The organism is Streptomyces sp. NPDC090994 (genome assembly GCF_044768905.1).
Taxonomy (GTDB): Bacteria; Actinomycetota; Actinomycetes; order Streptomycetales; family Streptomycetaceae; genus Streptomyces.
The window spans coordinates 76,449-102,220 of sequence record NZ_JBIVWS010000017.1 but is presented as its reverse complement, the minus strand read 5'-3'; the positions used below and the strand labels follow the sequence as shown (position 1 = coordinate 102,220).

The 25,772-nt window shown below is 70.8% G+C and carries 23 protein-coding genes and 3 pseudogenes; 4 read left to right on the top strand and 22 right to left on the bottom strand.

Going from position 1 to position 25,772, the window contains the following annotated elements; translation table 11 throughout:
• Nucleotides 1–18: 18 nt before the first annotated feature.
• On the top strand, nucleotides 19–912 hold the full coding sequence (locus ACIQR3_RS28450) for a TIGR01777 family oxidoreductase (protein WP_403543491.1): 894 nt from the start codon (nucleotides 19–21) through the stop codon (nucleotides 910–912).
• Here the strand turns inward: ACIQR3_RS28450 and ACIQR3_RS28445 are convergent.
• Both ACIQR3_RS28445 and ACIQR3_RS28440 read right to left on the bottom strand, forming a co-directional pair.
• Nucleotides 896–2,170 (bottom strand): MFS transporter, encoded by a 1,275-nt coding sequence (locus ACIQR3_RS28445; RefSeq protein ID WP_403543490.1) that lies wholly within the window; start codon nucleotides 2,168–2,170, stop codon nucleotides 896–898. The two genes, ACIQR3_RS28450 and ACIQR3_RS28445, sit on opposite strands and share 17 nt — an antisense overlap.
• Before the next feature lie 12 nt (nucleotides 2,171–2,182).
• Nucleotides 2,183–2,965: a response regulator transcription factor gene (locus ACIQR3_RS28440; RefSeq protein ID WP_403543489.1), complete on the bottom strand. Its 783-nt coding sequence runs from the start codon at nucleotides 2,963–2,965 to the stop codon at nucleotides 2,183–2,185.
• Nucleotides 2,966–3,379: 414 nt separating this feature from the next.
• On the opposite strand from ACIQR3_RS28440, the pseudogene ACIQR3_RS28435 reads away from it, so the two are divergent.
• Nucleotides 3,380–3,582 (top strand): annotated as a pseudogene (locus ACIQR3_RS28435) (DeoR/GlpR transcriptional regulator); the annotation flags it as partial.
• Nucleotides 3,583–4,082: 500 nt separating this feature from the next.
• On the top strand, nucleotides 4,083–5,123 hold the full coding sequence (locus ACIQR3_RS28430; RefSeq protein ID WP_403543488.1) for a methyltransferase: 1,041 nt from the start codon (nucleotides 4,083–4,085) through the stop codon (nucleotides 5,121–5,123).
• A 92-nt stretch (nucleotides 5,124–5,215) separates the two neighbouring features.
• Here ACIQR3_RS28430 and mgtE read toward each other — a convergent pair whose 3' ends face one another.
• The 19 genes and pseudogenes from mgtE to ACIQR3_RS28335 form a co-directional block, all read right to left on the bottom strand.
• Complete coding sequence (gene mgtE, locus ACIQR3_RS28425; protein WP_403543487.1) at nucleotides 5,216–6,574, bottom strand: magnesium transporter; 1,359 nt, start codon at nucleotides 6,572–6,574, stop codon at nucleotides 5,216–5,218.
• Between the two features lie 261 nt (nucleotides 6,575–6,835).
• On the bottom strand, nucleotides 6,836–7,579 hold the full coding sequence (locus tag ACIQR3_RS28420) for a VOC family protein (RefSeq protein WP_403543486.1): 744 nt from the start codon (nucleotides 7,577–7,579) through the stop codon (nucleotides 6,836–6,838).
• Between the two features lie 189 nt (nucleotides 7,580–7,768).
• Nucleotides 7,769–7,954: pseudogene (locus ACIQR3_RS28415) on the bottom strand (chorismate synthase); the annotation flags it as partial.
• A gap of 8 nt (nucleotides 7,955–7,962) precedes the next feature.
• Nucleotides 7,963–8,142, bottom strand: a pseudogene (locus ACIQR3_RS28410) (chorismate synthase); the annotation flags it as partial.
• Nucleotides 8,139–9,137 (bottom strand): methylenetetrahydrofolate reductase [NAD(P)H], encoded by a 999-nt coding sequence (gene metF / locus ACIQR3_RS28405; protein ID WP_403543485.1) that lies wholly within the window; start codon nucleotides 9,135–9,137, stop codon nucleotides 8,139–8,141. The pseudogene ACIQR3_RS28410 and the gene metF, both read right to left, overlap by 4 nt.
• Nucleotides 9,134–10,120 (bottom strand): carbohydrate kinase family protein, encoded by a 987-nt coding sequence (locus ACIQR3_RS28400; RefSeq protein ID WP_403543484.1) that lies wholly within the window; start codon nucleotides 10,118–10,120, stop codon nucleotides 9,134–9,136. Before ACIQR3_RS28400 ends, metF begins: the two co-directional genes overlap by 4 nt.
• Nucleotide 10,121: 1 nt before the next feature.
• A complete protein-coding gene (metK, locus tag ACIQR3_RS28395) occupies nucleotides 10,122–11,315 on the bottom strand; it encodes a methionine adenosyltransferase (RefSeq protein WP_403543483.1) in 1,194 nt (397 codons plus the stop codon).
• A 213-nt stretch (nucleotides 11,316–11,528) separates the two neighbouring features.
• Nucleotides 11,529–12,164, bottom strand: a complete 636-nt coding sequence (gene wrbA, locus ACIQR3_RS28390) for an NAD(P)H:quinone oxidoreductase (RefSeq protein WP_403543482.1) — start codon at nucleotides 12,162–12,164, stop codon at nucleotides 11,529–11,531.
• 8 nt (nucleotides 12,165–12,172) lie between these two features.
• Nucleotides 12,173–12,697: a flavin reductase family protein gene (locus ACIQR3_RS28385; RefSeq protein WP_403543481.1), complete on the bottom strand. Its 525-nt coding sequence runs from the start codon at nucleotides 12,695–12,697 to the stop codon at nucleotides 12,173–12,175.
• A 24-nt stretch (nucleotides 12,698–12,721) separates the two neighbouring features.
• Nucleotides 12,722–13,369, bottom strand: a complete 648-nt coding sequence (gene phzG, locus ACIQR3_RS28380; RefSeq protein WP_403543480.1) for a phenazine biosynthesis FMN-dependent oxidase PhzG — start codon at nucleotides 13,367–13,369, stop codon at nucleotides 12,722–12,724.
• A gap of 10 nt (nucleotides 13,370–13,379) precedes the next feature.
• On the bottom strand, nucleotides 13,380–14,213 hold the full coding sequence (locus tag ACIQR3_RS28375; RefSeq protein WP_403543479.1) for a PhzF family phenazine biosynthesis protein: 834 nt from the start codon (nucleotides 14,211–14,213) through the stop codon (nucleotides 13,380–13,382).
• Complete coding sequence (locus tag ACIQR3_RS28370) at nucleotides 14,198–14,581, bottom strand: hypothetical protein (protein WP_403543478.1); 384 nt, start codon at nucleotides 14,579–14,581, stop codon at nucleotides 14,198–14,200. Before ACIQR3_RS28370 ends, ACIQR3_RS28375 begins: the two co-directional genes overlap by 16 nt.
• Nucleotides 14,571–16,463, bottom strand: coding sequence for an anthranilate synthase family protein (locus tag ACIQR3_RS28365; RefSeq protein ID WP_403543477.1), 1,893 nt, complete (start codon nucleotides 16,461–16,463; stop codon nucleotides 14,571–14,573). Before ACIQR3_RS28365 ends, ACIQR3_RS28370 begins: the two co-directional genes overlap by 11 nt.
• Nucleotides 16,460–17,083, bottom strand: a complete 624-nt coding sequence (locus ACIQR3_RS28360) for an isochorismatase family protein (RefSeq protein WP_403543476.1) — start codon at nucleotides 17,081–17,083, stop codon at nucleotides 16,460–16,462. The genes ACIQR3_RS28365 and ACIQR3_RS28360 overlap by 4 nt, the downstream gene beginning before the upstream one ends.
• A gap of 41 nt (nucleotides 17,084–17,124) precedes the next feature.
• On the bottom strand, nucleotides 17,125–18,309 hold the full coding sequence (locus ACIQR3_RS28355) for a 3-deoxy-7-phosphoheptulonate synthase (RefSeq protein WP_403543475.1): 1,185 nt from the start codon (nucleotides 18,307–18,309) through the stop codon (nucleotides 17,125–17,127).
• Between the two features lie 74 nt (nucleotides 18,310–18,383).
• Nucleotides 18,384–18,863 (bottom strand): PhzA/PhzB family protein, encoded by a 480-nt coding sequence (locus ACIQR3_RS28350; RefSeq protein WP_403543474.1) that lies wholly within the window; start codon nucleotides 18,861–18,863, stop codon nucleotides 18,384–18,386.
• 65 nt (nucleotides 18,864–18,928) lie between these two features.
• Nucleotides 18,929–20,137: an acyl-CoA dehydrogenase family protein gene (locus tag ACIQR3_RS28345; RefSeq protein ID WP_403543473.1), complete on the bottom strand. Its 1,209-nt coding sequence runs from the start codon at nucleotides 20,135–20,137 to the stop codon at nucleotides 18,929–18,931.
• A gap of 162 nt (nucleotides 20,138–20,299) precedes the next feature.
• Nucleotides 20,300–21,586 (bottom strand): FAD-dependent oxidoreductase, encoded by a 1,287-nt coding sequence (locus ACIQR3_RS28340; protein WP_403543472.1) that lies wholly within the window; start codon nucleotides 21,584–21,586, stop codon nucleotides 20,300–20,302.
• A gap of 373 nt (nucleotides 21,587–21,959) precedes the next feature.
• Nucleotides 21,960–22,820 (bottom strand): SAM-dependent methyltransferase, encoded by an 861-nt coding sequence (locus ACIQR3_RS28335; RefSeq protein ID WP_403543471.1) that lies wholly within the window; start codon nucleotides 22,818–22,820, stop codon nucleotides 21,960–21,962.
• 293 nt (nucleotides 22,821–23,113) lie between these two features.
• Here ACIQR3_RS28335 and ACIQR3_RS28330 point away from each other — a divergent pair, with 293 nt between their 5' ends.
• Nucleotides 23,114–24,133, top strand: coding sequence for an Lrp/AsnC family transcriptional regulator (locus ACIQR3_RS28330; protein ID WP_403543470.1), 1,020 nt, complete (start codon nucleotides 23,114–23,116; stop codon nucleotides 24,131–24,133).
• Between the two features lie 92 nt (nucleotides 24,134–24,225).
• Here ACIQR3_RS28330 and ACIQR3_RS28325 read toward each other — a convergent pair whose 3' ends face one another.
• The gene (locus ACIQR3_RS28325; protein WP_403543469.1) at nucleotides 24,226–25,680 is read right to left on the bottom strand and encodes an MFS transporter; all 1,455 of its coding nucleotides are present in this window, start codon (nucleotides 25,678–25,680) and stop codon (nucleotides 24,226–24,228) included.
• Between the last annotated feature and the right edge of the window lie 92 nt (nucleotides 25,681–25,772).

Sequence of the window (25,772 nt, the reverse complement as noted above, 5' to 3'; positions counted from 1 at the left end):
GACCCCTCAGGAGGAACTGTGAGAATCGCTGTTGCCGGAGCCTCCGGCGCGCTCGGTTCAGCCGTCGTCGGGGACCTGAGGACGGCCGGCCACGACGTGTCCCGGCTGGTACGGGGCCGGGCCCACGCCGCGGACGAGATCGGCTGGGACCCTTCCTACGGCCGCATCGCCCCCGGGACCCTCGACGGCTTCGACGCGGTCGTGAATCTCTACAGCACCGGGCTGGCCGGCGAACGCTGGAACGAGGCGCGGAAGCGGAAGATCCACGACAGCCGTGTGGTGGCCGCTCGCACCCTGGCCTCGGCCGTCGTCGAATCGGGTGTGCCGGTGTTGCTGAGCGGATCGGAGACCGCCTACTACGGGGACACCGGAACCGTCGAGGTCGACGAGAGCGCCGGGAGCGGAACCGGTTTCCACGCGGAGCTGTGCCGCGACTGGGAGGCCGCCGCGAGCAAGGCCGAGGGCTCCGGCACCCGCGTCGTGCTGCTGCGTCTGGGTACGGTGCTCGCGGCGGACAGCGGCATCATCAAGGTCATGACACCGGCGTTCCGGGCGTTCCTCGGCTTCCGCTTCGGGCGGGGCGACCACTGGCTGTCGTGGGTGGCCGAGGACGACGCGGTCGCCGCGGTGCGGTTCGTCCTGGAGAACGAGTCGGTCGCGGGGCCGGTCAACGTCACGGCGCCCGGGGCCGCCGTTCAGCGCGAGTTCGCCGCCGCGCTGGGCCGGGCCCTGCGCCGCCCGGTGCCCTGGAGCCTGCCGCGCCCGGTGCTGAGGGCCGTGCTCGGTGAGTACGCGGACAGCTTCTTCACCGGCCGGCGCGCGGTTCCGTCGGTCCTCACCGCCGCGGGGTTCGCCTTCCGCCACCCGGACCTCGATGGCGCGATCGCGGCGCTGTTCAGGGCAGGGACCTGACGGTCCGGCGCAGCAGGGCCAGGGTGCCGCTGCCGGCCGCCAGCCCGGACACCGCGAGCGTGAGCGCGAGCCCGTCTCTGGTACCGAACGCGGCCGACAGGCCCTCGGCGGCCAGACCGCCGAGCAGCGCGCCGAACGGGATGGCCGAGAAGTTGAGCGTTCCCGCTGTCGCGCTCACCCGGCCGAGCAGCCCCGCCGGGACCGCTTCCTGACGGAGGGTCACGACGGTCGAGTTCCACAGCGGGAGGGAGAACGACGACACGATCCGCATCACGAGCAGTGTCGGCAGCGGGGGCAGCACCAGGGCCATCGGGGCGAACACCCAGACCGCGGCAGCAGCGTTGGCCCCCAGCAGTGCCCACCCGGTTCCGGCCCGCCGCCGCATCGGCACCGTCAGCCATGCCCCGAGCACGGCCGCGACGGTGCCGGACGCGAACAGGATCCCGGCGACGCCCGCGGACAGTCCCAGGGCCCGGTAGGCGAAGAGCAGCAGGACGGTGTTGACGGCCGTGTTGCCGAAGTTCCGCGCCGCCGACGCCAGGGTCGTGCGGCGGAGCACCTCGTGGTGCCACAGCACCCGTACGCCCTCTCGGAGGTCCTGCCAGAGCGAGTTCCGGCTCTTGGCGTCCGGCGGCGGCTCCGGTGTCCTGATCAGGAGGATCCCGGCCACCGAGAAGCAGAAGGAGAGCGCGTTCACGGCCAGCGCGGTCGGGCCACCCCACCACTGCACCAGCCAGCCTCCGAGGGCGGGCCCGAGTACCAGGGCCAGGGTGTTGGAGATCTCCATGCGCGCGTTGGCGGTACCGAGGAAGCCCGGTCCCACGAGCGTCGGCAGGTGTGACTGGCTCGCCACGTTGAAGAAGACGGCACAGACCCCGGCGACCACGGCGACCGCGTAGAGCATGCCCAGGTGGCTGTCACCGCCAAGGGTGAGCAGGGGCACGGCACCGAAAGCGAGCCCGCGCACCACGTCGGAGGCGACCAGCACGGGCCGCCTGCGCCTGCGGTCCATGAGCACCCCGACGAACAGCCCGAGCAGGCTGTAGGCGCCGGTGTTGAGCATGTTGAGGACACCGACCTCCAGCGACGAGGCGCCGAACGCGGTGATCGCGATGGTGGGCAGAACGAAGGCGGCGACCTGGTCGCCGACGACGCTCACGCTCTGCCCGGCCCAGTACCACCGGAAGTCCCGCCGCCCCGTTCGCTGCCCCTCGGCGTCCCCGACGCCCTCGGCGGTCAGGCCCGTCCGTCCCGGCATCGCAACCCCCGCTCAGTCCATGACCCGGCTCGCGCCGAGGAAGTTCTGCTGGAGCGCGTACGACACGGCCTCGGTCCGGTTCGAGCAGTTCAGCTTCGCGAGGATGTTGCTGATGTGGCGCTTCACCCCGTGTTCGGAGATGCCTAACCGGGGTGCGATCTGCTTGTTGCTCAGCCCCTGCGACAGCAGTCCCAGGACGTCGATCTCCCGCTGGGTCAGCGGGTTGCGGTGCCACAGGGAGGACAGGCGCCCCTCTGCGGAGCGGTGCGCGCGCCGGGTGGGACGTCTGGCCGCGGGGACCGCTGCCCCCGCCGGCGGAGGAGTCGCTGCCTCGGCCCCCCGGTGGAGGCGCAGGACGCTGCCGAGCCGTTCGGACGTCAGCCCCTGCAGCGGCACGATGCCCTCGGGAAAGCGCTGGACGAGCCGACCCAGCCGCGGATCGAGGGTGTCGTGCAGCAGCAGGAGCACCCTGCTTCTCGCGCCGGCCGCCCACGCCTGGATCCGCTCCAGGTCGTCCTCCGGCAGGTCGCTGGAGACCAGCACGGTGTCGGCGTGGCCGGCCGCCAGGGTGTCACAGGGGTCGCCCACCTGCGTCACGGTGATGACCTGCGAGACGGACATCGCCCAGAGCATCGCCAGCAGTCCGAAACGGATCACCTCGTTCGGCTCGACCAGCGCTATCGCGTGGGGCGCCGGCCCGCCGTGGCGCGGCCCCGCTTCGCTCCTGTCGGACAGACAGCCGGTCGCGGCGTCCCCGTTCCCGCCGGCTTCCCCCACCACGTGTACACCGTTCATTGGCCCCCGCCTACTGTCGTCCGACGACAGCAGCATCCCCGAAATGCGTAAGAAACTTCACATGATTGGAACAATCGCGCTTTGTTTTTACCTTCCCGGGCGCTCGACGTCGACCCCCCGCCCGGTCCCGGGCAGCGCTCAGGGCCGGGACGACCGGAGACTGGGATCTGAGGTTCCAGAGGAAGTAGTGCCAGGTGGGCCGTGAGTACTCGAAGCGGTGTCCGCAGGAGTTCGAGCGAGCCGCGCATCGCGTTGGCCCGCTCTTTCAGCAGGCGATCACGGAGGCCGCGCGGGATCCGAAGTGAGTTCCGGCCGCCAGGGGTGCCTGCGGTGTCCCGCGGTGGTCCCCAGGGGCACCCACCGGCAGGTCGACGTCACCCGGCACGCCGGGTCGACGGTCGGGGCAGGCCCGCACTGCGTACCGCCAAGGACCTGACTGTCGCTACCGCCGTTCTGACGGCCCTGCGCGAACTCGCGGACGCCGAGACCACGCACGTGGAATGCCCAAGGCCGACCTGGGGCAGGCCCGGCTCAAGGAGCTGACGGCCCGCCACGCCGCGCACACGTACGTCCTGGACCACGCGGCGAAGCTGGGCCGGGTCCCCTTCCACGCCTGGGCCTTCGATGCCGGCAGCCGGTACTGCCCTGAGTGCCTGAGCGGTGACCACAGCCCCGTGCAGTCCGCCGCTCTTGGCCCAGAGGCAGGCGGGGCTGCCGCTCGACCGCCGTGACCGAGCCCGGCGCGGACGGCAATCCCGGTGTTGCCGAGCTTGCAGGGCGGCGTCGCAGCGCCGGTGACGGCCTGCGGCGGAACATCGAGGGGGCGATGGTCCGACTGAGTGCGGGGCCATCGACGTGCAACGCGTGGATCACGGCACGGGGCCGGGAAGCCAAGCGTGCACGCATCCTTCATCGAGGGCCTGCTCCTGGAACAAAGTTGCAGATCGGGCAGAGCGCGCTACCGGCGCGCCCGAACGGGTCAACACACTTCTCTCAGTTCACCGCTCGGCCGCAGGCGCTCATCCGAACGGCTCCCTTCCGCACGTCGTTCGAAGGGGAGGAGCGCCACGGCGGGTACGACGACGACCGCGACGACTACGAACGGAAGTGATCGAGGGTGACCGCCGATATCGCAGCCGGCAACGAGCTGAGTCCGGATGCCGCGAAGGGGCGCATGCTGGACTTCCAGAACGGCCTGAGGCTGGCGCATCTGCTGTACGTGGTGGCCGAACTGGGAGTGGCCGATCAGCTCGCCGCCGGTCCGCTGCCCGTGGATGAGATCGCCAAGCGCGTCGACGCGCACCCGGGGACCCTGTACCGCGCGCTGCGGGCCATCGCCAGCAAGGGGGTGTTCACCGAGGTGGCTCCGAGCACCTTCGCGCTCAACACCATGGCCGAGACGCTGCGCTCGGACGTCCGGGGTTCGCTGCGGGACCATTTCCGGTACGAGGGGCAGCCGGCGCTGCAGCAGGCGTACGCGGCGCTCGGGCACAGCATCCGCACCGGAGAGTCCGCGTTCGAGCACGTACACGGCACCGACCTGTTCTCCTACCTGACCGCCCGCCCGGAGATGGGGCGGATATTCAACAACGCGATGGGCGAGATCGTCAGCCATCTCCAGAGTGTCGCGGTCGCTTCCTACGACCTGACCGGAATCCGGAAGATCGTGGACATCGGCGGCGGTCACGGGTATCTCGTGGCGCGGATCCTGCAGCGCTACCCGGAGATGCGCGGTGTGGTGTTCGACCTGCCCGAGGTCGTACCCGGGGCCGTCGAGGTGCTCACCGAGGCCGGTGTCATCGACCGCGGCGAGACGGCGTCCGGTGACTACCTGGCCGCTGTTCCCGCCGACGCCGACGCCTACGTGATCTCCCACGTGGTGCACCAGCTGAGCGACGACGAGGCGATCACCGTTCTGAAGAACATCCGCGAGGTCATGGACCCCGCCGGCCGGGTCGTCATTCTCGACCCGGTGATTCCCGAGGGCGATGTCCCGCACCCCGGGAAGTTCCTGGACATCGTGATGATGGCGCTCACTCCGGGACGGGAGCGCACGGAGGCCGAGTTCGCCGCGCTGTTCAAGGCGGCCGGTCTGCGCCACGCGGAGACGGTGGCCCTTTCGGCGCCGTCGAGCGTCATCGTCGCCGTCGCTGACTGAGCGGACAGCGGACAGCGGACAGGGCCTCCTGGCGGCCCGGGTGGCTGTGCCACTCGGGCACCAGGAGGCCCTGTCGTCGCACCCGGTCTGCGTCACATGCCCAGGACGGCCCGGGCGGTGAGGAAGTAGATCACGAGTCCGGTGGCGTCCACCAGGGTCGTCACCATCGGGGCGGAGACCACCGCCGGGTCGATGTGAAGACGCTTGGCCAGGAGCGGCATGGTGCCGCCGACCGTCGCGGCCCACCCGCAGATGATCACCAGGGCGACGCCTACCACCAGAGCGATGTGCGCGCCTACGAACGCCGTACCGAGCACCATCGCGAGGCTTGCCAGCATGGCACCGAGCAGGAGCCCCACCCGGCATTCGCGCCAGATGATCGCGGGCAGGTCGGAGCCGCGGACCTCGCCCACAGCCAGCGCGCGAACGGCGGCGGTGGCCGCCTGGGCTCCGGTGTTGCCTCCCGTACCGATCAGCAGCGGGACGAACAGGGCGAGCTGAGTGACCTGCTCCAGGGTCTTTTCGAAGGCATCGGTCACCGCCACGGTGAGCGTCGCGGCCAGCAGCAGGAGCAGGAGCCATACGACCCGGTAGCGGGCCAACTGCCACACGGTCGTCGCCATGTAGTGTCCGCTCCACGGAGCCGACCCGGACTGACGTACGACGTCCTCCGTGTCCGCCCCCTCGATCACCTCAACCGCGTCGTCGATGGTGAGCAGCCCGACGAGCCGCTCCTCGCTGTCGACGACCGGCAGGTCCAGGGTGTTGGTCTCGCGCATCAGGCGCGCCGCGTCCTCGGCGGGATCCGAGGCGTACACGCGGGGGGCGTCGGCGGCGACGAGGTCGATGATGTCCCTTCCCGACGGGCTGAGTACGAGCTCGCGCAGCTCGACGACGCCGATCAGGCGGCGTCCGGCGTCCACCACGGGCAGCGTGTAGATGGTCTCGGCGTCCGCGCCCTTGGTCCGGACGTGGTCCAGCGCCTGCCGGACGGTCAGGTGCCGGTCCACCGCGACCACCTCCGGTGTCATGTAGCGCCCCACGGAGCCCTCCGGATACCCCAGCAGGGCGGCGGTCATCCGGCGCTCGTGCGCGCTCAGCCCCGCCAGGACCCGCTGGACCACCTTGGCCGGGGCCTCGTGGAGCATGCGTACGCGGTCGTCCGGATCCAGCTCCTCGACCAGCTCGCGGAAGGCCGTGTCCCGCAGCCCCATCAGGATGGCCTGCTGGTCGACCGGCTCCAGTTCCTCGAAGACCTTGATGGCCTCGTTCTTGCCCAGGAGCCGGAAGGCGACGACCGCGTCGACGGCGTTCATCCGCGCCAGCTCGTCGGCGATGACATGAGGCGGGCGCTGGCCCAGCAGGAACTGGGCGTCCCGGAGGTTGTGGCGTTCGAGAGCGTCCTGGAGTTCGGTGGGCAGCTCGTCGTCGGAGAGTCGGACATGCGTCATGGCAAGAGTCACCTCGGCAGGCAGTGGGACGCGATGCTCTACTGCTCGGGACGCGTACCGACGCCGGCCCCCGCGTGGTGGAGATCAGCTGTGCCGACGCACAGCACGCCCCGGCCGTGAGGCGGTACGCGAGGTCCGACTGGGAGGCTCGCTCTGCACGGCGAACCGCCTCCTTCCCTCGCATGCGGGCACGTGAGCGAGGCACCGCCCCGGCGGGAAGGCTCTGCGCGGAGCCGACCCACCGGTGCGGTGCGGCTGATGTCAGGCTCGGGCGACCAGCGCGAAGCCCACGCCGGACGGGTCCTTCAGGGCGGCGACACGTCCCACACCGGTCACGTCGGTGGGAGCGGAGACGACCGTGCCGCCCAGCGAGGTGGCCGTCACCGTTGCCGCGTCGACGTCCCCGACGCCGAAGTGCAGGGCCCAGCCTGCCGAGTCCGCGGGCCCCTCGGTGATCCCGCCGAACTCCTCCGCGTCACCGGCTGCCGTGACGCGCGTGGCGTCACCTGCCGTCGGCGGCAGGGCCGTCCAGCCGAAGACCTGCTCGTAGAAGGCCGCGGAGCCGTTGACGTCCGGGGTGCTCAGCCCGAACCAGGACGGCGTACCGGGTTCGCGCACCAGACCTGACCCGGGGTGCTTGTCGGGCTCCCAGGCGCCGAAGAGGGCCCCGTCGGGGGCCTTGTACACGGCGGCACTGCCGGCGGCCGACACCTTCCGCGGGGGACTGACCACACGGCCGCGGGCCGCCTCCACCGCCTTCGTCGTCTCGACCAGGTCGTCCGTCATGAAGTAGACGCTCCAGCCCGCGGAGTGCTCTTCGCCCTCCTTGAGCTTGATCGCGCCCACGATCTTCTCCGAGCGCAGCGCGAAGTTCACGTAGCCGCCGGGCAGTTCGATGGCCTGCCAGCCGAACAGGGAGGTGTAGAAGGTGCGCGCGGAGGCGACATCGGGAGTGTCGAGATCCGCCCAGCACGGTGCGCCCGGAAGGTGGCGAGTGATCTTCATCGTTCTCTCCTCGTACCGCAGTGATCCGTCGTCGTCACGGTGAGCCGGCAAGCCCGAGGCTCAACTCGACCAGCGTGACGGTGCACGGCAGCGGGGCTCCAGCAAGAGGCGACAACTCGCGGATTCCTTCCACCGGTTGTGCCGACCGTGCCGGATTCACTCGCGGACGTCGCCGCGCTCACCGGATCGTCAGGTGTGGTCGGGGTACGACCGGACGGCGCGGCGCGTCTCGGGCACGCTGTCGCCGCCGGACTTCTCGGCTACCGTGTCCGCCGGCACGAGGGCGGCCATCGCCTCGGCGACGATACCGGCCGCCGGCACCGCGCACCCGTCCGAACGCTGGTGGTGGGCCCGCGCCGGCTCGCCGGTGCTCAGGCCCCCGAAGTGACCTCGTCTCGCTCGAACGTCATGCGCGCACCGCGTCCGTGGCCGAGCCGCCGCCGGGCAAGCTGGTCCGCCACCATCCGCGTAGTGACCGGCACGCCGGCGGGCAGACCCTCCAGCGTGGCGACGAGTGCGAGGCCGTGGGACTCTCCCGCGGTCAGCCAGCGCGACCTGCTCAGCAGTCGCTCTCCTCACCGGACTCGCCCGGACCGGACGGGACGACGGCCGCCGGGGATTCCGCCGGCCGGTGACCGGCTGGTGCGGGCAGCCGCAGACCTCGGTGGATGTCCATGGCGGCGGACGAGTCGTTGAGCGTGATGTAGTGCAGGCCGGGTGCGCCCTCGTCGAGCAGGCGCTGGGCGAGTCCGGTGGCGTGGTCCACGCCGATGCGGTGGGACGTGCGGGGGTCGTACTGCGCGGTCCGCAGCCGCATCGCGAGGTCGTCGGGAAACGCGGCGTTGCTGAGCCGGGCAAATCGGCTGATCTGTTCGTAGCGGGTGGCGGGCATGATCTCGGGGATGACCGGGGTGTCGCACCCGGCGGCGGCGAGCCGGTCGCGCAAGCGCAGATAGTCCTCGGCCCGGAAGAACATCTGGGTGATGGCGTAGTCCGCGCCCGCCCGGCACTTGGTCACGAAATGGCGGATGTCGCCCTCCCAGTCGGGCGAGCGCGGGTGCCGCTCGGGGAAGGCCGCCACGCCGATGCTGAAGTTGCCGCAGTCACGGATGAGTTCCACGAGTTCGGCGGCGTGGTTCAGCCCGTCGGGGTGAGGGATCCACGGCCCGTTCGGATCTCCGGGCGGATCTCCCCGCAGCGCGAGGACGTCACGGATGTCGGCGTCGGCGTAACGGCCGATGACGGCGCGCAGTTCGGCTGTGGAGTGGCCGACCGCCGTGAGGTGTGCGACCGGGCGCAGTGTCGTGTCCTCGGCGATGCGTTCCGTGAGGGAGGCGGTGCGTTCCCGGGAGGAGCCGCCCGCACCGTACGTCACCGAGACGAACGCGGGCCGGAGGGGCTCGACGCGGCGCAGCGCACGCCACAGGGTCCGCTCGCCCTTCGCGGACTTCGGCGGGAAGAACTCGAAGGAGTACGACCGGTGGCCGGACGCGATCAGTTCGGCGGGACTCTGCCGCACCGTCGGGACGGGCACGGGGCCCAGGGCGGTTGCGGTCATGGCCGGGCTCCCCCCGGCGGCAGGTTCGCCATCGAGCGGTCGGCTGCCACGTACGCCGTTGTCAGGAGGTCGCGCAGGAGGGCGGGGGAAGCGGTGTAGGTCTGGGTGCCGACGGAGGAGAGGGCGAGTGCGGCCAGGGCTGAACCCGCCTGCGCGCAGGCCACAGGGTTCTCGTTCTTCGCGAAGGAGGCCAGGTATCCGGCCCGGAACGCGTCCCCGACACCGGTCGGGTCGGCGATCGTCGCCCCAGCGACCGCGGGGACGTCGAGCACGGGCTCGCCGGCGCGTTCGATGCGGCTTCCCTTGTCGCCGAGGGTGGTCACCCAAGTGCCGACCTGCCCCAGGACGTCGGCGCGCGTCCAGCCCGACTTGGCGAGCAGCAGTCCCCGCTCGTATGCGTTGGTGAACAGGTGGTCGGCTCCGGCCACCAGTTCACGGATCTGCTCTCCGTCCAGGCGGGCGAGCTGCTGGGAGGGGTCGGCGATGAAACGGAGGGCGAGGGCGCGGCAGGCGCGGGTGTGGCGGAGCATCGCGGCAGGCTCGTCCGCGCCGACGTGGACGAGGTCGATGCCGCCGTGGTCGCTGACGACGTCAGCCAGTTCGATCGCCGCCGCCTCGGACATCGCGCCCGGGTAGAAGGAGGCGATCTGGTTGCCGTCCTGATCGGTAGTGCACAGGAAGCGAGCGGTGTGCCGGGTGGCCGAGACGTGGACCGCCGAGATGTCCACTCCCTGGTCGGCCAGTCGCCGGCCGTACCGGTCGAAGTCCGTGCCCACCGCGCCCACCAGGAGGGGACGGTGGCCCAGGGCGGCCAGCCCGTACGCGATATTGGCGGCGACGCCGCCGTCCCGGACCTCCAGGGAGTCGACCAGGAACGAGAGCGAGACGTGGTCCAGGCGGTCGGCAAGGAGTTGGCCGGTGATGCGGCCGGGGAACGTCATCAGGTGATCGGTGGCGATGGAGCCGGTGACGGCGATCCTCATGTCAGCACCCCGCCACGCGGCGCAAGGCGTCCGCCCGGTCGGTGCGTTCCCAGGTGAAGTCCGGCAGTTCGCGCCCGAAGTGGCCGTAGGCGGCGGTCTGGGCGTAGACCGGGCGGAGCAGGTCCAGGTCGCGGACGATGGCGGCCGGGCGCAGGTCGAAGACCTCCCTGATCGCCGTCTCGATGGCTTCGTGCGGCACGGTGGCCGTGCCGAAGGTCTCCACGAACAGACCGACCGGCTCGGCCTTGCCGATGGCGTAGGCGACCTGGACCTCGCAGCGGCGGGCGAGGCCGGCGGCGACGATGTTCTTGGCGACCCAGCGCATCGCGTAGGCGGCGGAGCGGTCCACCTTCGACGGGTCCTTGCCGGAAAAGGCGCCGCCGCCGTGGCGGGCCATGCCGCCGTACGTGTCGATGATGATCTTCCGGCCGGTGAGTCCGGCATCGCCCATCGGACCACCGACCTCGAAGCGCCCGGTCGGATTGACAAGCAGCCGGTAGCCCTCGGTGTCCAGCTTGATCCCGTCGTCCGCCAGCCGCGCGAGTTCGTGCTCGACGACGTGCGCACGGATGTCGGGAGCCAGCAGGTCGTTCAGGTCGACATCGGCGGCGTGCTGCGCGGAGACGACCACGGTGTCCAGGCGGGCGGCACGGCTGCCCAGGTACTCGACAGTCACCTGGGTCTTGCCGTCCGGACGCAGATACGGTGCGATGCCGTCCCTGCGGACCTGGGAGAGCCGGTACGAGAGCCGGTGCGCCAACTGGATGGGCAGGGGCATCAGTTCGGGAGTCTCGTCGCAGGCGTAGCCGAACATCAGCCCCTGGTCGCCGGCGCCTTGCGTCGCCAGAGCGTCGCCGTCCTCGCCGGACGGGTCCACGCCGAGCGCGATGTCGGGGGACTGCGCGCCTATCGACACGGAGACGCCGCACGACCGGCCGTCGAAGCCTTTCCTGGACGAGTCGTAGCCGATGTCGAGGACGGCCTCGCGGACCAGGCCGGGGATGTCCGCGTACGCGGTGGTGGTGACTTCCCCGGCGACATGGACCTGGCCGGTCGTGATCAGGGTCTCCACGGCAACCCTCGACCGCGGGTCCTCCTTGAGGAGGGCATCGAGGATCGTGTCGCTGATCCGGTCGGCGATCTTGTCGGGGTGTCCCTCGGTCACGGACTCCGACGTGAACAGGCGGCGGGGCATGGCTCTCCCTGGGTCGCAGCGGCTGCTGACGGGTGGTCGGACGTGCTTGTGGTGGCTGGGGCCGGGCCGGAGAGCTCCCCCGGGGGATGTGGGAGCTCTCCGGCCGGTGGGAACGCGGACCGGGCCGACGGGGCCGAAGTCCGGCCTCTGCCGCCGACGGGCAGGGGCATCGGCGGGGACTGCCCTCCGCGTTCCGTACAGGGGGCGGGGCCGCTATCGGCTTCCGCCAGGCAGGGCGGCGACCGCCCGGGCGAGGGTCACCACGCGCTCGGCCTGGACGCGGGCCGCGTTGCGGGTGACGTCGCCGACCGGTGCGGTGCCGCCGGCGTCGTGGTGCGCGGTTCCGTAGGGGTTCCCGTCGACGAACTTGTCCGGGTGGGTGAAACCGGGGGCGACGACGATTCCGCCGAAGTGGTGGAAGGAGTGCATCAAGGCCAGCAGAGTGGACTCGTTGCCTCCGTGCGGGCTGCCCGTGGAGGTGAAGCCGCTGTAGACCTTGTCAGCGAGTTCGCCCTTTCGCCACGCGCCGCCCAGGGTGTCGAGGAACTGCTTGAGCTGGGCGGACACGTTGCCGAACCGTGTCGGCGACCCCATGAGGACGGCGTCGGCCCACACGATGTCGTCGACCTGGGCCTCCGGGATCCCCGCCGATGCCGCCGCGTGGGCGGCCCAGGCCGGATTGGATTCGATCGCGTCCCGAGGTGCCAGCTCCCGCACCTTGCGCAAGCGGACCTCGGCGCCCGCCTTCTCCGCCGTCTCCGCGATCTCGTGGGCGATGTCGGCGACATGGCCCGTGGAGGAGTAGTAGATGACGGCGACCTTCACCGCGTCCTGGTCCGCATCCTTCATGGCGGCGGTCACCAGTCCGCCAGGTGCAGGATCTTCACCGGCTCCTCGGTGCCCGTGTCGGCGTCGGCGGCCGGGTGGGCGAAGGCCCGGTTGTAGTACACGAGCGGTGTCCGGTCGTTCGTGTAGGTATCCACCACACGGCCGACGAGGATGCTGTGGTCGCCCGCGTCGAGGACGGCGTGCATCGAGCAGGCGACGCGGACGCAGGCGCCGTGCGCTCCGGGCAGCCCCAGTTCGCAGGGCTCCATGTCGTCGCCGGCGAACCGGTCGACCCCGGACCGGGCGAAGCGCAGCGCGACCTCGTCCTCGCCGTGCGCGAGTACGTTGATCAGGAAGCGGTCGGCCGCGGTGAACGCCTCGTGCGTGCTGGCGGACTTGTTCAGGCAGACCAGGACGAGGGGCGGGTCCAGGGAGACGGATGTGAACGAATTGGCGGTGAATCCCCAGCGCGTGCCCGTGCCATCGATTGTGGTCACGACGGTCACCGGTCCGGGGACCCGGGCCATGGCCTGGGTCAGGGCGGTGCGTTCCATGGTGTCAGCTCCGGTTCAAGGTGGTCAGGGCTGGAGCCGGCTCACGCGCCACCCGTGGTCCTGGCGGTCGTAGCGCAGCCGGCGGTGCAGTCGCTCGGAGTCGGCGCACCAGAACTCCACGGTGGCCGGCGCCAGCCGGTACACGACGAAGCGGTCCGGGCGGGGCAGCGGGGTGCCAGCGGCCTCCAGGCGGGCCGCTTCGGCGCGCAGGGCGGCCGCTGCCGCCGTGCCGTCGAGCGGTTCGCTCTGCCGGGAGAGGGAGGACATGGGGTGCAGGGGGACCGGGCGGCCGGACCAGAAGGCGTCGGACGCGGCGTCGCTCAGCTGTGCCACCGGGCCGGAGACGATGAGCTGCTGACCGGTCTCGCGCCAGTAGAGCAGGCCGGAGGCCCATCCAGTGGCGGCCAGTTCGCGGCCCTTCTGGCTGGTGGTGTGGCTGGCGAACGCCAGTCCGCGGTCGTCGGCCTCGGTGACGGCGACGATGCGGTTGGAGGCCCGTCCCCGGCTGTCGGCGGTGGCCAGGGCGAGCGAGCGGGGTTCCCGCACGCCGTACGCGGTCGCCTCGGTGATCCACTGGTGGATCAGAGGCATGGGGTCGGGCGGTGGGTCGTCGTACTCGGGGAAGGGGATGCCGACCTCGCCGGTGAGGCTTTCGAACTGGCTGGTGTTCACGTGGTCCTCGCTAGACGTAGATGGTGCCGCGGGCTGCGATGGCGCCGTGGCCGCCGACATGCACGCTCCGGACGTGCTCACCGGTGCCTTCCGCGGTCGCCAGCATGAGCGAGGGACGGCCCATCTCGACCCCCTGGAGGATGCGGAGCCCTTCCCCGTACGTACTGAGCCCGTGCCGGGCCAGGTGGACGGCGAGCGGGCCGGCGGCCGATCCCGTCGCAGCGTCCTCCACCACCCCGTAGGCGGGGGAGAACATACGGGTCCGCCACCGGGTGCCCTCGCCGGCGAAGCAGTTGGCCGCCATGTCGGGGAACCGGCCCAGGGCCCGGTGGTCCGGGCGGAGCGCCGACAGCGCGGCCACGCTCTCGAGCCCCACGAAGACGTGCCGGGGGCCGTTGCGGTAGACCTCGACCGGTGCCGTGGACTCCGCGACCCCTAACGCCTCCAGGAGCTCGGCGCTGTACTCGTACGGCTGCCACGTGGGTACGGGCTGTTCCATCCGCACCGCCGGCACGCCGTCGTCGTCGCGCAGCCGGAACGGGACGAGGCCCATGCCGGTCTCCAGGAGCAGCCGCTCCTTCTTCATGGTGTGGGCGAGGGCCACCGCCGTACCGAGCATGGGGTGACCCGCGAACGGCAGCTCGTTGACGGGGGTGAAGATGCGGATCCGCGCGTCACCGCCCTGCTCCGGCGGCAGGACGAAGGTGACCTCGGAGAGGTTCATCTCCCGGGCGATGCGCTGCATCGTCTCGCCGCTCAGGTCCGCGGCGTCGAAGAAGACCGCCACGGGATTGCCCTGGAGCGGCCGGCGCGCGAAGGCATCCACCACTATGTATTCGTGCACGGTGTCCCTTCCCCGGGTATGGAGGCGGCCGGTGCAGCCGATGGCGCGAACACGGGGCCGAGGCCCTGCAGTTCGCGGAGTGCGTACACGCCTTCGACCGTGGCCTCGACGTCGAATCCGGTCCGGTGGGTGGGCGGACGGCCGATCAGTTCGGCGGCGCGGTTCGCCGGGAGGCCCGCCGGACGGTCCGACTCCCAGAGCATGACCGCGCCCCAGCGGTTCCGCGGCCGGTCGGCCATCCAGAGCTTCAACCGCAGGCCCGGGACTTCACGCCACGCGTCGACGGTGCCGTCCCGCAGGTGCTCGCGCAGGGAGTCGATGGTCTGCGGGGAGCCGTCGAGGTCCCACCAGGCGATGTCAACCCGCACGGTCGCACACCTCCCGGATGGTCTGCCCGACGATGCGCGGCCCGTCGACGGTCAGCACCGACTCCGCGTGGAACTGCATCGAGGCGAAACCCGGGCCGCGGAGCGCGTGCACATGGCCGGTGCCCTGGTCACGGCTCACCTCCACCGGCCCGATCCCCTCGATGTCGAGCTTGTCCTCGGTGCTGCGGGCGGCGAACGTGTTGTAGAAGCCCACGCGTTCCCGGGAGCCGAACAGGTCGATCTCCCGCTGCACGCCCTGGTTCGGGACCTCCCGGCGCACGAGGTCGAGGCCGAGGGACAGGCTGAGCACCTGGTGGCTCAGGCACACGGCGATGAAGGGCCGGCGCTGCTCCAGGAGCCCGTCGATCGCGGCACGGAGACGACGGATCTTGGGCGCCCCGGCGGCCCTGGGGTCGCCGGGGCCGGGCCCCATCACCACGAGGTCGTGGCCGTCGAACCGGTACGGCTCGTCGAAGCGGCTGACCCGCACCCGCAGGCCCTGGGCGCGGAGCTGGTGTCCGATCATCGCCGTGAAGGTGTCCTCCGCGTCGATGACCAGCGCGTTCAGTCCCTCCAGCCCGGTGACCGAGGGCCGGCGCCCGGCGGCGTCCTCCAGCCAGAACCGGGAGATGCCGCTGTTACGGCGGCTGAGGGCGGCGCGGACGTCCGGATGCGCCCCGAAGCGGCGCACGGGTCCGGTCTCCAGGGCGGCGAGCAGCCCGGCGGCCTTGGCACGGGTCTCCGCGACCTCCGAGACCGGATCGGAATGGCGCACCAGGGTGGCGCCCACCCCGATGCGGACGCGGCCGTGTGCGTCGATGTCGGCGGTGCGGATGAGGATGGCCGAGTCGAGCGAGCGCTCGCCGTCCACGTCCCGGCCGATCAGCGCGGCCGCACCGCTGTAGTAGCCGCGCCCCTCGGGTTCGTACTTCCGGATGACGCGTGCCGCGCTCTCCAGCGGGCTGCCCGTCACCGTGGGGGCGAACATCGTCTCGCGCAGGATCTCGCGCACGTCGCGGTCGGTCTGCCCCTCGATGAAGTACTCGGTGTGGGCCAGCCGGGCCATCTCCTTGAGGTACGGCCCCAGGACCCGGCCGCCGTCCGGGCAGATGCGGGCCATCATCTTCAGTTCCTCGTCGACGACCATGTACAGCTCGTCGGTCTCCTTGCGGTCCGCGAGGAACTCGGTGACACCCTGCAGCGTGGGGCCGGCGGGGGGATACCGGTACGTGCCGCTGATCGGGTTCATCACGGCCGTCCCGCCGCTCACGGAGATGTGACGCTCGGGCGTGGCGCCGACGAGGGTCTGTCGGCCGGTGTGGATGAGGAAGGTCCAGTACGCTCCCTGCTCGCGTTCCAGCAGGCGGCGGAAGAACGCCAGCGCGCTGCGGGGCGAGTAGTCGCTGATGTCCGCGACGAAGGAGCGCTTGATGACGAAGTTGGCACCCTCGCCTGTGCCGATCTCGTCGTCGACCACGCGCCGTACGGTCGCGGCGTACTGCTCGTCGTCGACGTCGAATCCGTGGGCCGTCACGGGGGTCGGCGTGTCCGGAAGCCGTGCGAGGAGCTCGGCCAGGGGCACCCTGGCCTGCTCGCCGATCGACAGCGCGACGACCGGTGCGCCGTCGTCGGGCGCCGTGAACCCCCGCTCGGTGATCTGCCGGTACGGCACCACGACCAGGACGTCGTGCTCTGTCCGGGGCGCGCCGGCGTCCGGCCCCCGGAAGGGGATGTCCGCCAGTGTCCCGTACAGGGTGACGTCCCCGGTCAGGACGTCGACGGTGTCCGGGAGGCCGGACTCCGGCCGGTGCAGCAGAGCGAAGGCGGCCGGCTCCAGCTCCAGGACGGCGCCGAGCAGGTCGCCCTGCTCCCGGCCGCTCACGCGAACACCTCCGCGGACAGAACGACCATCGCGCACCGCCGGGCCGCGTAGTCCAGGGCAAGTCGGTGGTGTTCCGCCGAGAAGTCGCCCAGGGCGTCGGCGGCCAGGAAGGGCTGGATGTCGTGGGTGAAGGCGTCCAGCGCCGTCGCCAGGACGCCGACGTGTGCGTAGACACCGCAGAGGACGAGCTGGTCGCGGCCCTCGGCCCGCATGCGCCGCAGCAGCTCGGAGCGGAAGAAGGCGCTGTAACGCCATTTCGTGAACGTCCAGTCGCCCTCGGCGGGCGCCAGCTCGGGCGTCACCGCGCGGTCGGCGGGGTCGGTGCGCATGCCCGGCCCCCAGAAGTCCTTGAGCAGTCCGCGCTCCTCGTCGGTCATCCGGCCGGGCTGCGCGGTGTACGCCACCGGGACGCCGGCGGCGGCACACCGCTTGCGCAGCTGGGCGGTGTTGTGGACGAGCTCCGTGCGCAGCGGCTCCGGCAGGGCGTTCAGGAAGTAGCGCTGCATGTCGTGGACGAGCAGGACGGCGCGCTCCGGACGTGGGGTCCACTGCGCCAGGTTCTCGGGCAGGCTCTCGGCGGTGGGCAGCGGGTAGGGCGCGATGGGCGGTAAGCCGGCCATCGAACGGCTCCTTTCCAGTGATGTGGCCGAAACAGCGGTGCTCACAGAGCGTCGGACCAGGCGTTGACCAGGGAGACGGCCTGTCGTGAGTTGAGGCGGGGGTCGCAGAACGTCGTGTGCCGGTCGCTGACCGATCCGAGCGAGGTGGTGTCGGCGGCGCACTCGGTCACGTCGTCAGGGGTGGTCTCCAGGTGCAGTCCGCCGGCCACACCGCCCGCGGCCGCCACCGCGCGCCGGAATCCGGCGATCTCCCGTGCGAGGGTGTTCAGCAGGCGGGTCTTCTTCCCGCCCGGTGCGGTGACGGTGTTGCCGTGCATGGGGTCGCACAGCCAGATGACGGGATGCCCCGCGGCGCGGACCGCCGCCACCAGGGACGGCAGGCGCTCCTCGACGGCGTCGGCGCCCATGCGCGAGATGAGGGTGAGGCGGCCGGGCTCCCGGAGCGGGTCGAGTCGCTCGCACAGGGCGGTGATCTCTCCGGCGGTCATGGACGGGCCCACCTTGCAGGCCACGGGGTTCACGACGTCGGCGAGCATCTCGACATGGGCGCCGTCCAACTGCCGGGTCCGTTCGCCGATCCATGGCCAGTGCGTGGAACCGAGCCAGCGCCGACCGTCTCCGATCTGGCGGATCATGGGAACCTCGTAGTCCAGGAGGAGTGCCTCGTGGCTCGTCCACACCAGGGGTTCGATGCCCGGCCACGCGCGCAGGGCCGGTGCGCGCCAGCCCAGGTGCTCCATGATGTCGCCCGCCGCCATGTAGCCGGTGAGGATGCGCAGCGGGTCCGGCTGCCGCTTCTCCGGTTCGGGTTCCGGGCTGTTGACCATGTGCCCGCGGTACACGGGCAGGACGAGGTCGCCGGCCTGCTCGAAGGAGTTGGACCGCGGCTTGGCGAACTGCCCCGCGATGCGCCCGACTCGGACGACGGGCTTGCCGGTGACCATCTTCAGCGTGGTGGCCAGCAGGTCGAGCACGGCGGACTTCCGCCGTACATGCTCTGCGGTGCACTCCTCCGGGTCCTCCGCGCAGTCGCCCGCCTGCACGACGTGTGCTTCGCCGGCGGCGACGGACGCGAGCAGCGACCGGAGCGTGTGGACGTCGTCCACGCGGACCAGCGGCGGGCGGGAACCGAGGATCTCCCGCACGCGCTGGACCTGTGAGAGATCGTTCCATTCGGGTTGTTGCAGGGCTTTGGCTCTCTGCATTTCGGTTACTGCTTGTCCCACGACTCTGCCCCCCGTGAGGCGACGAGAATGAACGGCCGGATCATGTCGGTCCCCGTGCTCGTGCCGGTACCCTGTCAGGTCGGAATTCCCTCGCGCTCGACGCGTGGGACGGGGATTCCCAGGGACCGGAACTGCTGGCACGGGTTCATGAACTCGCGCTGCTGCTTTATCTTCCCGTTCTCGAACAGGAAGGAGTGGATGAAGTGGTTGCGGTAGAGGCCTTCGGGATATCCGGGGAAGAGAATCTTTCCCTCGCCGTCGCATTCGACCCAGAAACGGTTGGGGTCCTGGGTGGCGAAGATCTCGATGTTGGTCCAGGCCCAGTCGGGGAAGCACTTGAGCGACCAGACGGCGTGCTCGCCCAGCCGGTCGCGGCCCCGGATGACGATCGGCTCGCCGCTCTCCGTGGTCCACAGCCCGCCGATACCGTCCTCCGTGAAGAGGAGGTGCCGCCGGAGCCGGTCCTCACCTCGGGTGTTCATGTACTGCTCGACGACGGCGCGGTTGTGGGCGCGCAGCCCGATCTCGTCACTGGGTGTGCGGGGCTCTGCCATGGGTGTCCTCAGCTGTGGGATGGGGAAGGGACGGGGGCAGCCGTGCCTCCCGTCGGGGCGTCGGCTCAGACGATGAAGCTGATGTCGCGGGGGTCCTGGCCGACGAGGGCGCGGCCGTAGACCTGCTCGGGGATGCCCATGCCGAAGCCGGCGTGGCGGCTGCCGACGTTGATGTCGCGCCAGAGCCGCTGGAGCGGGTTGGCCTCGTTGAAGGCGGAGGAACCGTGCGCGGTCAGCAGGGTGTCGACGGCTTCCCGGCACAGCCGGCCGACCTGGGCGGACTCCAGCCGGTTGCGGGCCCGGACGGTCAGATCGATGTTCTTGCCGGCCCGGGCGTACTCGTCGACGGTGTCGGCGATGCGCAGGGCGATCAGCTTGGCCGTGTCGATCTTCGACGTGGCGTCGGCCAGGTCGAGTTGGAAGGTCGGCGACTGGGTCTGGTCGCGGTAGGTGGAGCCGGCGACGGGACGGGTCGGGCCCTTGTCGCGGACGTGGGCGAGGGCGGCCTCGGCACCGCCGATCAGCGCACCGATCAGGCCGATGGCGAACAGGCCGGTCAGGCTGTTGCGGTAGGGCAGATCGGCGTCGACGACACCGTCGGTCTCGCCGTTGAGGATGGGAACGTAGGGCACCAGACGGTGGCTCGGTACGAAGAGCCGGTCGGCGACGACCGTGTTGCTGCCGGTGCCGCGCATGCCGGCGAAGTGCCAGGTGTCCTTGATGGCGACCTCGCCGGCCGGCATCAGGGCGAACTGGATGTCGGGCCGGCCCTCGGCGGTGGGGGCGGCGATCAGGGCGCTGACCCACTGGGCGTGCAGGCAGCCGGAGACGTAGGCCCACTCGCCGCTGACGACGACGCCGCCGTCGGCCCGCTCGACGTTCTGCGCGGGCAGCCCCAGGACCAGGGCGCACCGGGCGTCGGGGTTCTCGCCCCACACCTCGTCGCCGGCGGCCGGCGGGAACAGCGATGCCACGAAGTTCCCGGCGTTCAGGACACCGGCTGTCCAGGCGGCGGAGCAGCAGCCGCGGCCGAGCGCGGTGGCGACCTCGAGGAGGGTGCGCATGTCCGTCTCGTAGCCCCCGAGCCGCCGCGGTGTCATCAGCCGCAGCAGACCCGCCTCGGTCATGGACGAGACGACCCGTTCGGGTACGCGCCGCTCGCGTTCGCAGTCGACGGCGTCTTCCCACAGCAGGGCCCGCAGGCCTTCGGCCCGCTTCACGAGTTCGGCGCGGTCGGGAGTCTCTACGGCGGAAACGGTCACCGGGTTTGACATTCCGAATCATTCCCTTCGGATTTCTCGGCCCTGGAACGCTAGGACACCGAAAACGACGGAGTCAAGGAAGTTTCCTCGGCGTACAGAGATTTCATATGCGCCGAAAAATGGCATGGCTGACCTGCGCGGCGGCTTTTCATGCCGCGTTCGATATTCAGATGTTCAGCGTGCGGAAAGACGCCGGCGCAGGTTCCCGACGACGACCCGCCCGATCGTGGCGGGGTTGAGCAGAATCGTCGGGGGCGAGAGGAGGGAACTGACTTTGACGAACTCCTGGGTCAGCGCCGAGTCGTGTTCCGCGGCGGTCATCAGCCAGCCGAAGTACGCGTTGAGGACGCGCACGGGCAGCGGCCGCGGGCCCGCCACCTCGGGCAGCGAGAGGTCGCTGCCGAGGGCCATCTGCCAGGCGACCTCGATGCGGCGGGCGGCCGTCTTGAAGAAGCGCCTGGGCAGAGGGTCCCTGCCCTGGGCGGCCAGGGCGTCCCGCAGCGCCTCGGCCTGCAGTGCGGCCGAGGACATCCCCTGGCCGTAGACGGGGTTGAAGCTGCAGAGGGCGTCACCGAAGACGAGCAGTCCGTCGGGGAAACGTTCCAGCCGCTCGTAGCGTCGGCGCACGCTCGCCGGATAGCGGTGGGCAACCGGGTCGTCGAGGGGTTCGGCGGCGCAGAGGACCTCGAAGACGTCCGACGGCAGGATCGGCTTGGCGAACTCCAGGAACTCGCCCGGGTCGGTGGGCGGGTGGTGACCGCCGTAGCCGATGAGCGTGAGCATCCAGTGGTCGTCGCCGTGCTGGAGGAAGGTCGCGCCGGTCGGCCGTCCGGGGGATGCGCCGACGATGACGACCTTCTTGCTGCCGAGGGCGCCCGGTTCCACCTTCAGGTTCTGGCTGACGTACTTGATGTCGATGGCGAGGCGGTCTTCCAGCGGCTGGCCGTAGCCCAGGTCCGCGAGCCAGCGCGTCGTGCGTCCGCCGCGACCCGTCGCGTCGACGACGAGGTCCGCGGCGAGCTCCCGCTCGTCTCCGCCGTCCCGGTCCACGACACGGGCGCCGACGACCCGTCGTCCGTCCGGGGAACCGATGAGCCCGGTCGCCTCGCACCGGTCGACGATCTCGATGTTCGGCAGTGCCCTCAGCCTCGCGCGTACCCCGCCTTCCAGCTGGGGGCGGTTCGGCTGGTAGGTGGGGACGGGGTCCCTGCGGCGGCCCTTCTGGCTGAGGAGGTGACCTCCCGGCGCGAAGTGCATCTCGTCGGGTTCCCGGACCACGGACACCCCGTCCGCCTCGAACTGCTCCAGCAGCCCGGGGAACGTCTCCTGGAGCCACTTGGTGCCGGCGGGCAGGATGGCGTGCGCGTGGCGGCCCTGCGGAACGCCCTTCCGGTTCTCGTCCGTCTCCGGCAGCGTGTCCCGGTCGATCAGCGTCACCCGCTCGAACGTGTCGGACAGCACCCGCGCGGCGAAAAGGCCACCGATACTCGCTCCCAACACCACGCAGTGGCTTCTCGCTAAACCGGGCTCTTCCGGATGACGTGGGCGTGCGGTCTCCTCTGGCATGCGATTCCTCCGCTGTGGTGGGGGGGATGCGGTAATGGCGCCGTGGCGGCGCGACGAGTCGGTCACTTGGCGCTGCTGCGAACATGTTCAACAAAACGGGGTTGTCACTCCGCTACGTCCGGTGGCGGACCGCCCTACGGCAATCTGACAAACTCGTGGACGACACCCGGTATTTTTTCGGCAAAGAATCCGTGCGGCGTCGGGGATTCCGTTCCACTGTGGAATTCTGCATTCCAGGCGCCCCTCCGCCGGAGCTGGCGTTCTGTCGTCAGTTCACCGGAGCGTCGGCGGGCCGAGTGAAGGTGCCCGTCGCCAGCCAGCACGCCGGGAGCGGCGCCACCGCGCGCCCGTATCCGATCCGCGGATCGTCGCCCGCGTACACCCGGGCGCTCCACCCGTGGCCGCCCATCCAGGACGTGAGGTCGTCGCGGGCGGAGAGCCAGGAGGCGCCCTGCTCCTCGACCCGCTCACGTACCGGCCTGCCCTCCTCTTCGAGCATGGCCGCCTTGAGGTGCTCCAGCATGAGCCGGCTGCCCGGAGCGGACAGCTCGCTGACACCGGTGAGGATCGCGTCCCCGGCGGCGTCCGTCAGGTACATCAAGAGCCCTTCGATCAGCCACACCGTGGGCTGCGACGGATCGAAACCCGCAGCTCGCAGCGGAGTCCGCCAATCCTCCCGGAGGTCCGCGGCCACCCCGTGGCGCTCGCACGCGAGGGGCAGGCCGGACCGCTCGATCAGCGCGTTCTTGAACGGCGTCATCTCCGGCAGGTCCACCTCGAACCAGCGCGTCCCGGCCGGTAGATCCAGCCGGACGGTGCGCCCGTCCACGCCCGCGGCCAGCGTGACGACCTGCCGGACACCGCGCCGGGTCGCGGAGATCACCTCGTCGTCGAAGAACCGGGTGCGCACCGCGAAGTACGTGGGGAAGCCGGCCGCGCTGTCGTGGGTCTGCTTGATCACCTCGGCCACGTCCGCCAGCACCGGGTCCTCCGCCAGGGCCGAGAGCATCGCGGCGGCGAGCGGATCCCGGAACAGTGCATCCGGACGGTCGCTTTCCAGTTGTCGCATCCATGCGACGAACAGTGCGGTCTGTCCGACCCCTATCGAGGGCGTTTGCAATTCGACCACCAAATCCTCCCCAAGACGAACTAAAATTGACTCAAAGAGGCGACTCCGCGTCGGCGTCCGAGCGCCTGAATCGCCTGTCGGAGTGGCTTGCACGTTTCCTTGGCGGATGGAGCCTGAAAGAGAGCGAGGCAGGAACTTGTGGCCGTCCTCGGAACGTGTCAATGATGCACGACTCTCCCCGTTGAGCGGTGAACTGATGGAATTCTGCGGGCCTCTCCGGCTGCGATGGTAGCGTGATCTGCCGTATCTTCAGCTTTATTCCACGGAGCAGGCCCCGACTGAAGGATGAGTGCATGCTCGACACTCTGGACCGTGCCCTGATCCACGCGCTGCACATAGACGGCCGCGCGCCGTTCAGCCAGATCGCCGCCGCCCTCGACGTCTCCCCCCAGACCATCGCCCGCCGCTACCGACGACTGCGCGACGAGGCGTCGTTACGGGTCGTCGGACTCGCCGACCCCCACCGAGCCGGCCAGACCCAGTGGCTCGTCAGACTCACCGCCGCGGCGAGCTCCGCACAGGACCTGGCCCAGGCCCTGGCCCGGCGGCCGGACACGTCGTGGGTCAAACTCACCTCCGGCGGCACCGAGATCGTGGCGGTCATCCACACGCCTACTGACGCCGCCGTCGGCAACTCCCTGCTGCTGCGTGACATCCCGCGCACGAACAACATCACCGCCGTGTCGGCCCACTGTCTGCTGCACATGTACCTCGGGGGCCCCACCACCTGGCGCCGGAGCGCCGACACCCTGACCGAGGAGCAGCAGCGCCTCCTCAGCTCGCACGAGGTCGCCGACACGGCGTACGTCGCCGTGCCCCGCCAACTGAGCGACTCGGACGCGGATCTGCTGGTCGCCCTGCAGAAGGACGGGCGCGCCAGCCACGCCGAACTCGCCCAGGCGACCGGCTGGTCCCCCGTCACCGTCGCACGCCGCCTGGCCGACCTGCATGCGGGCGGAGCCATCTTCTTCGACGTGGAGGTCGATACCGGGCTGTTCGGCGCCAACACCCGGGCACTGCTCTGGATGTCGGTGAGCCCCGCGCAGCTGGAGAACGTGGCGACGACCCTGGCGGGCCACGACGAACTGGCCTTCGTCGCCGCGACCACCGGCCCCACCAACCTGGTGGCCCAGGCGCTGTGCAAGGACCCGGCCGACCTGCACCACTACCTCGCCCGTCGGCTCGGCTCCCTCGATGCGATCCACACCCTCGAGACCAGCCCGGTACTGCAGAACGTCAAGGCGGCGAGTCCGATCATCACGGATCTCGCCCGCAACCGGCGGTCCGCCCCGGCCACGCGCACGCGGTCGTGACGTCCCTCGCCCCGTTACGGGCCGGCGCGGCCGGACATACCGATGCGGCGGCCGCGAGGCCGCCGCATGGACCGCTCCGGCCGGTGGGCCGGTCAGTGCTGCGCCCCGGCGCTGTCCGGAGCTCCCTTCTCGACCATCTTCCGGCTGGTGAGGAAGCTGACCACCACCAGCGCCACGGCGACCCAGAAGGCGACCTCGATCGCGTGCAGCGAGGCCGACGCCCCGCCGGACGCCGCACTGTTGAGGTAGACGCTGCCCAGGACGGCGACGCCGAGGGTGGCGCCCAGCTGCTGGACCGCGTTCAGCAGCCCGGCGGCCGTCCCGATCTCCTGAGGCTTCAGCGGGTGCAGGGAGATGCTGAAGAACGCGGGGCTGAAGAGGCCGGCGCCGACGCCGATGACGCCCAGTGCGACCAGCAGCGGCGTGGGGTACGCCGAGGGGTCGGCCGAGCGGTACACGGCGATGGCGGCCAGCGCTCCGGCCAGGAACACGGCGAGACCGAGGTACATCGTGCGGTGGCCGAGGCGCGGGATCAGATGGGCGCCGGCCACCCACGAGGCGACGGCCAGACCGACGGACCACGGTGCGAGCGTGAGACCCGCGTCGAGCACGTCGATGCCGAGCCCCAGCTGAAGCTGCAGCACGATGACCATCATCAGGCCGTTCGTCACCGCGAAGAAGCAGGTCGAGGTCACCAGGGCGGCCGGGAAGCTGCGGCGCGTGAACAGGCTCGGCTCCACCAGCGGGCTACGGCCGCTCGCGGCCACCCCACGCTGGTGCAGCGCGAACACGACCATCACGACCAGACCGGCGACGATGGCCGCCCAGTGCCACCCGGACAGCGCGGAGATGTCGCCGTCGATGAGCGGGTAGACGACGGACCCGATACCGATCACGGCCAGGACCGTGCCGGTCAGGTCGAGGGTGGGGCGGTTGGGCGCGCGGTCCTCCAGCATCTTGGGGGCGATGGCCAGTACGACCACGGAGAGCGGGACGTTGACCAGGAAGACCGCGCGCCACGACGAGCCGAACAGGTCGGCATGGGTCAGAACGCCGCCGAGCACCGGGCCGCAGACAGCGGCCAAGCCCATCACGGGGCCGATGCTGCCCAGCGCCTTGGCCATCTCGCCGCCGGAGAACATGGTCTTGATCAGGCCGATGGTCTGGGGAATGATCACGGCCGCCGCCGCGCCCTGCACCACGCGGAAGGCGATCAGCAGGCCCACCGTCGGCGCCAGGGCGCAGGCGGCGGATGCCAGCATGAATCCGGTGATGCCGACGACGAACATGCGCCGTCGGCCGGCGATGTCACCCAGCCGGCCACCGGTGATCAGCAGCACCGCGAACGGGAGGGTGTAGGCCGTCGTGAACCACTGGACATCGGACACCGACCCTCCCAGGTCGGTGTGGATCGCGGGCGCGGCGACCTGAACGATGGTCGCGTCCAGCAGGTTCATGGCCTCACCGAGCAGCAGGGCGGTGAGCGCCAGCCATCGCCATCGGTACGCCGCCGTGGGAGTCGGCGCGAGCACACGCTCAGCAGTCATCGGAGTTCCTCTCCATCCTCGTCGATACATCGACCCGACTCCCCGGGGGCAGGGCATCGAGTTCGACCACGAGCCACAGTGGAGGCGCGGAT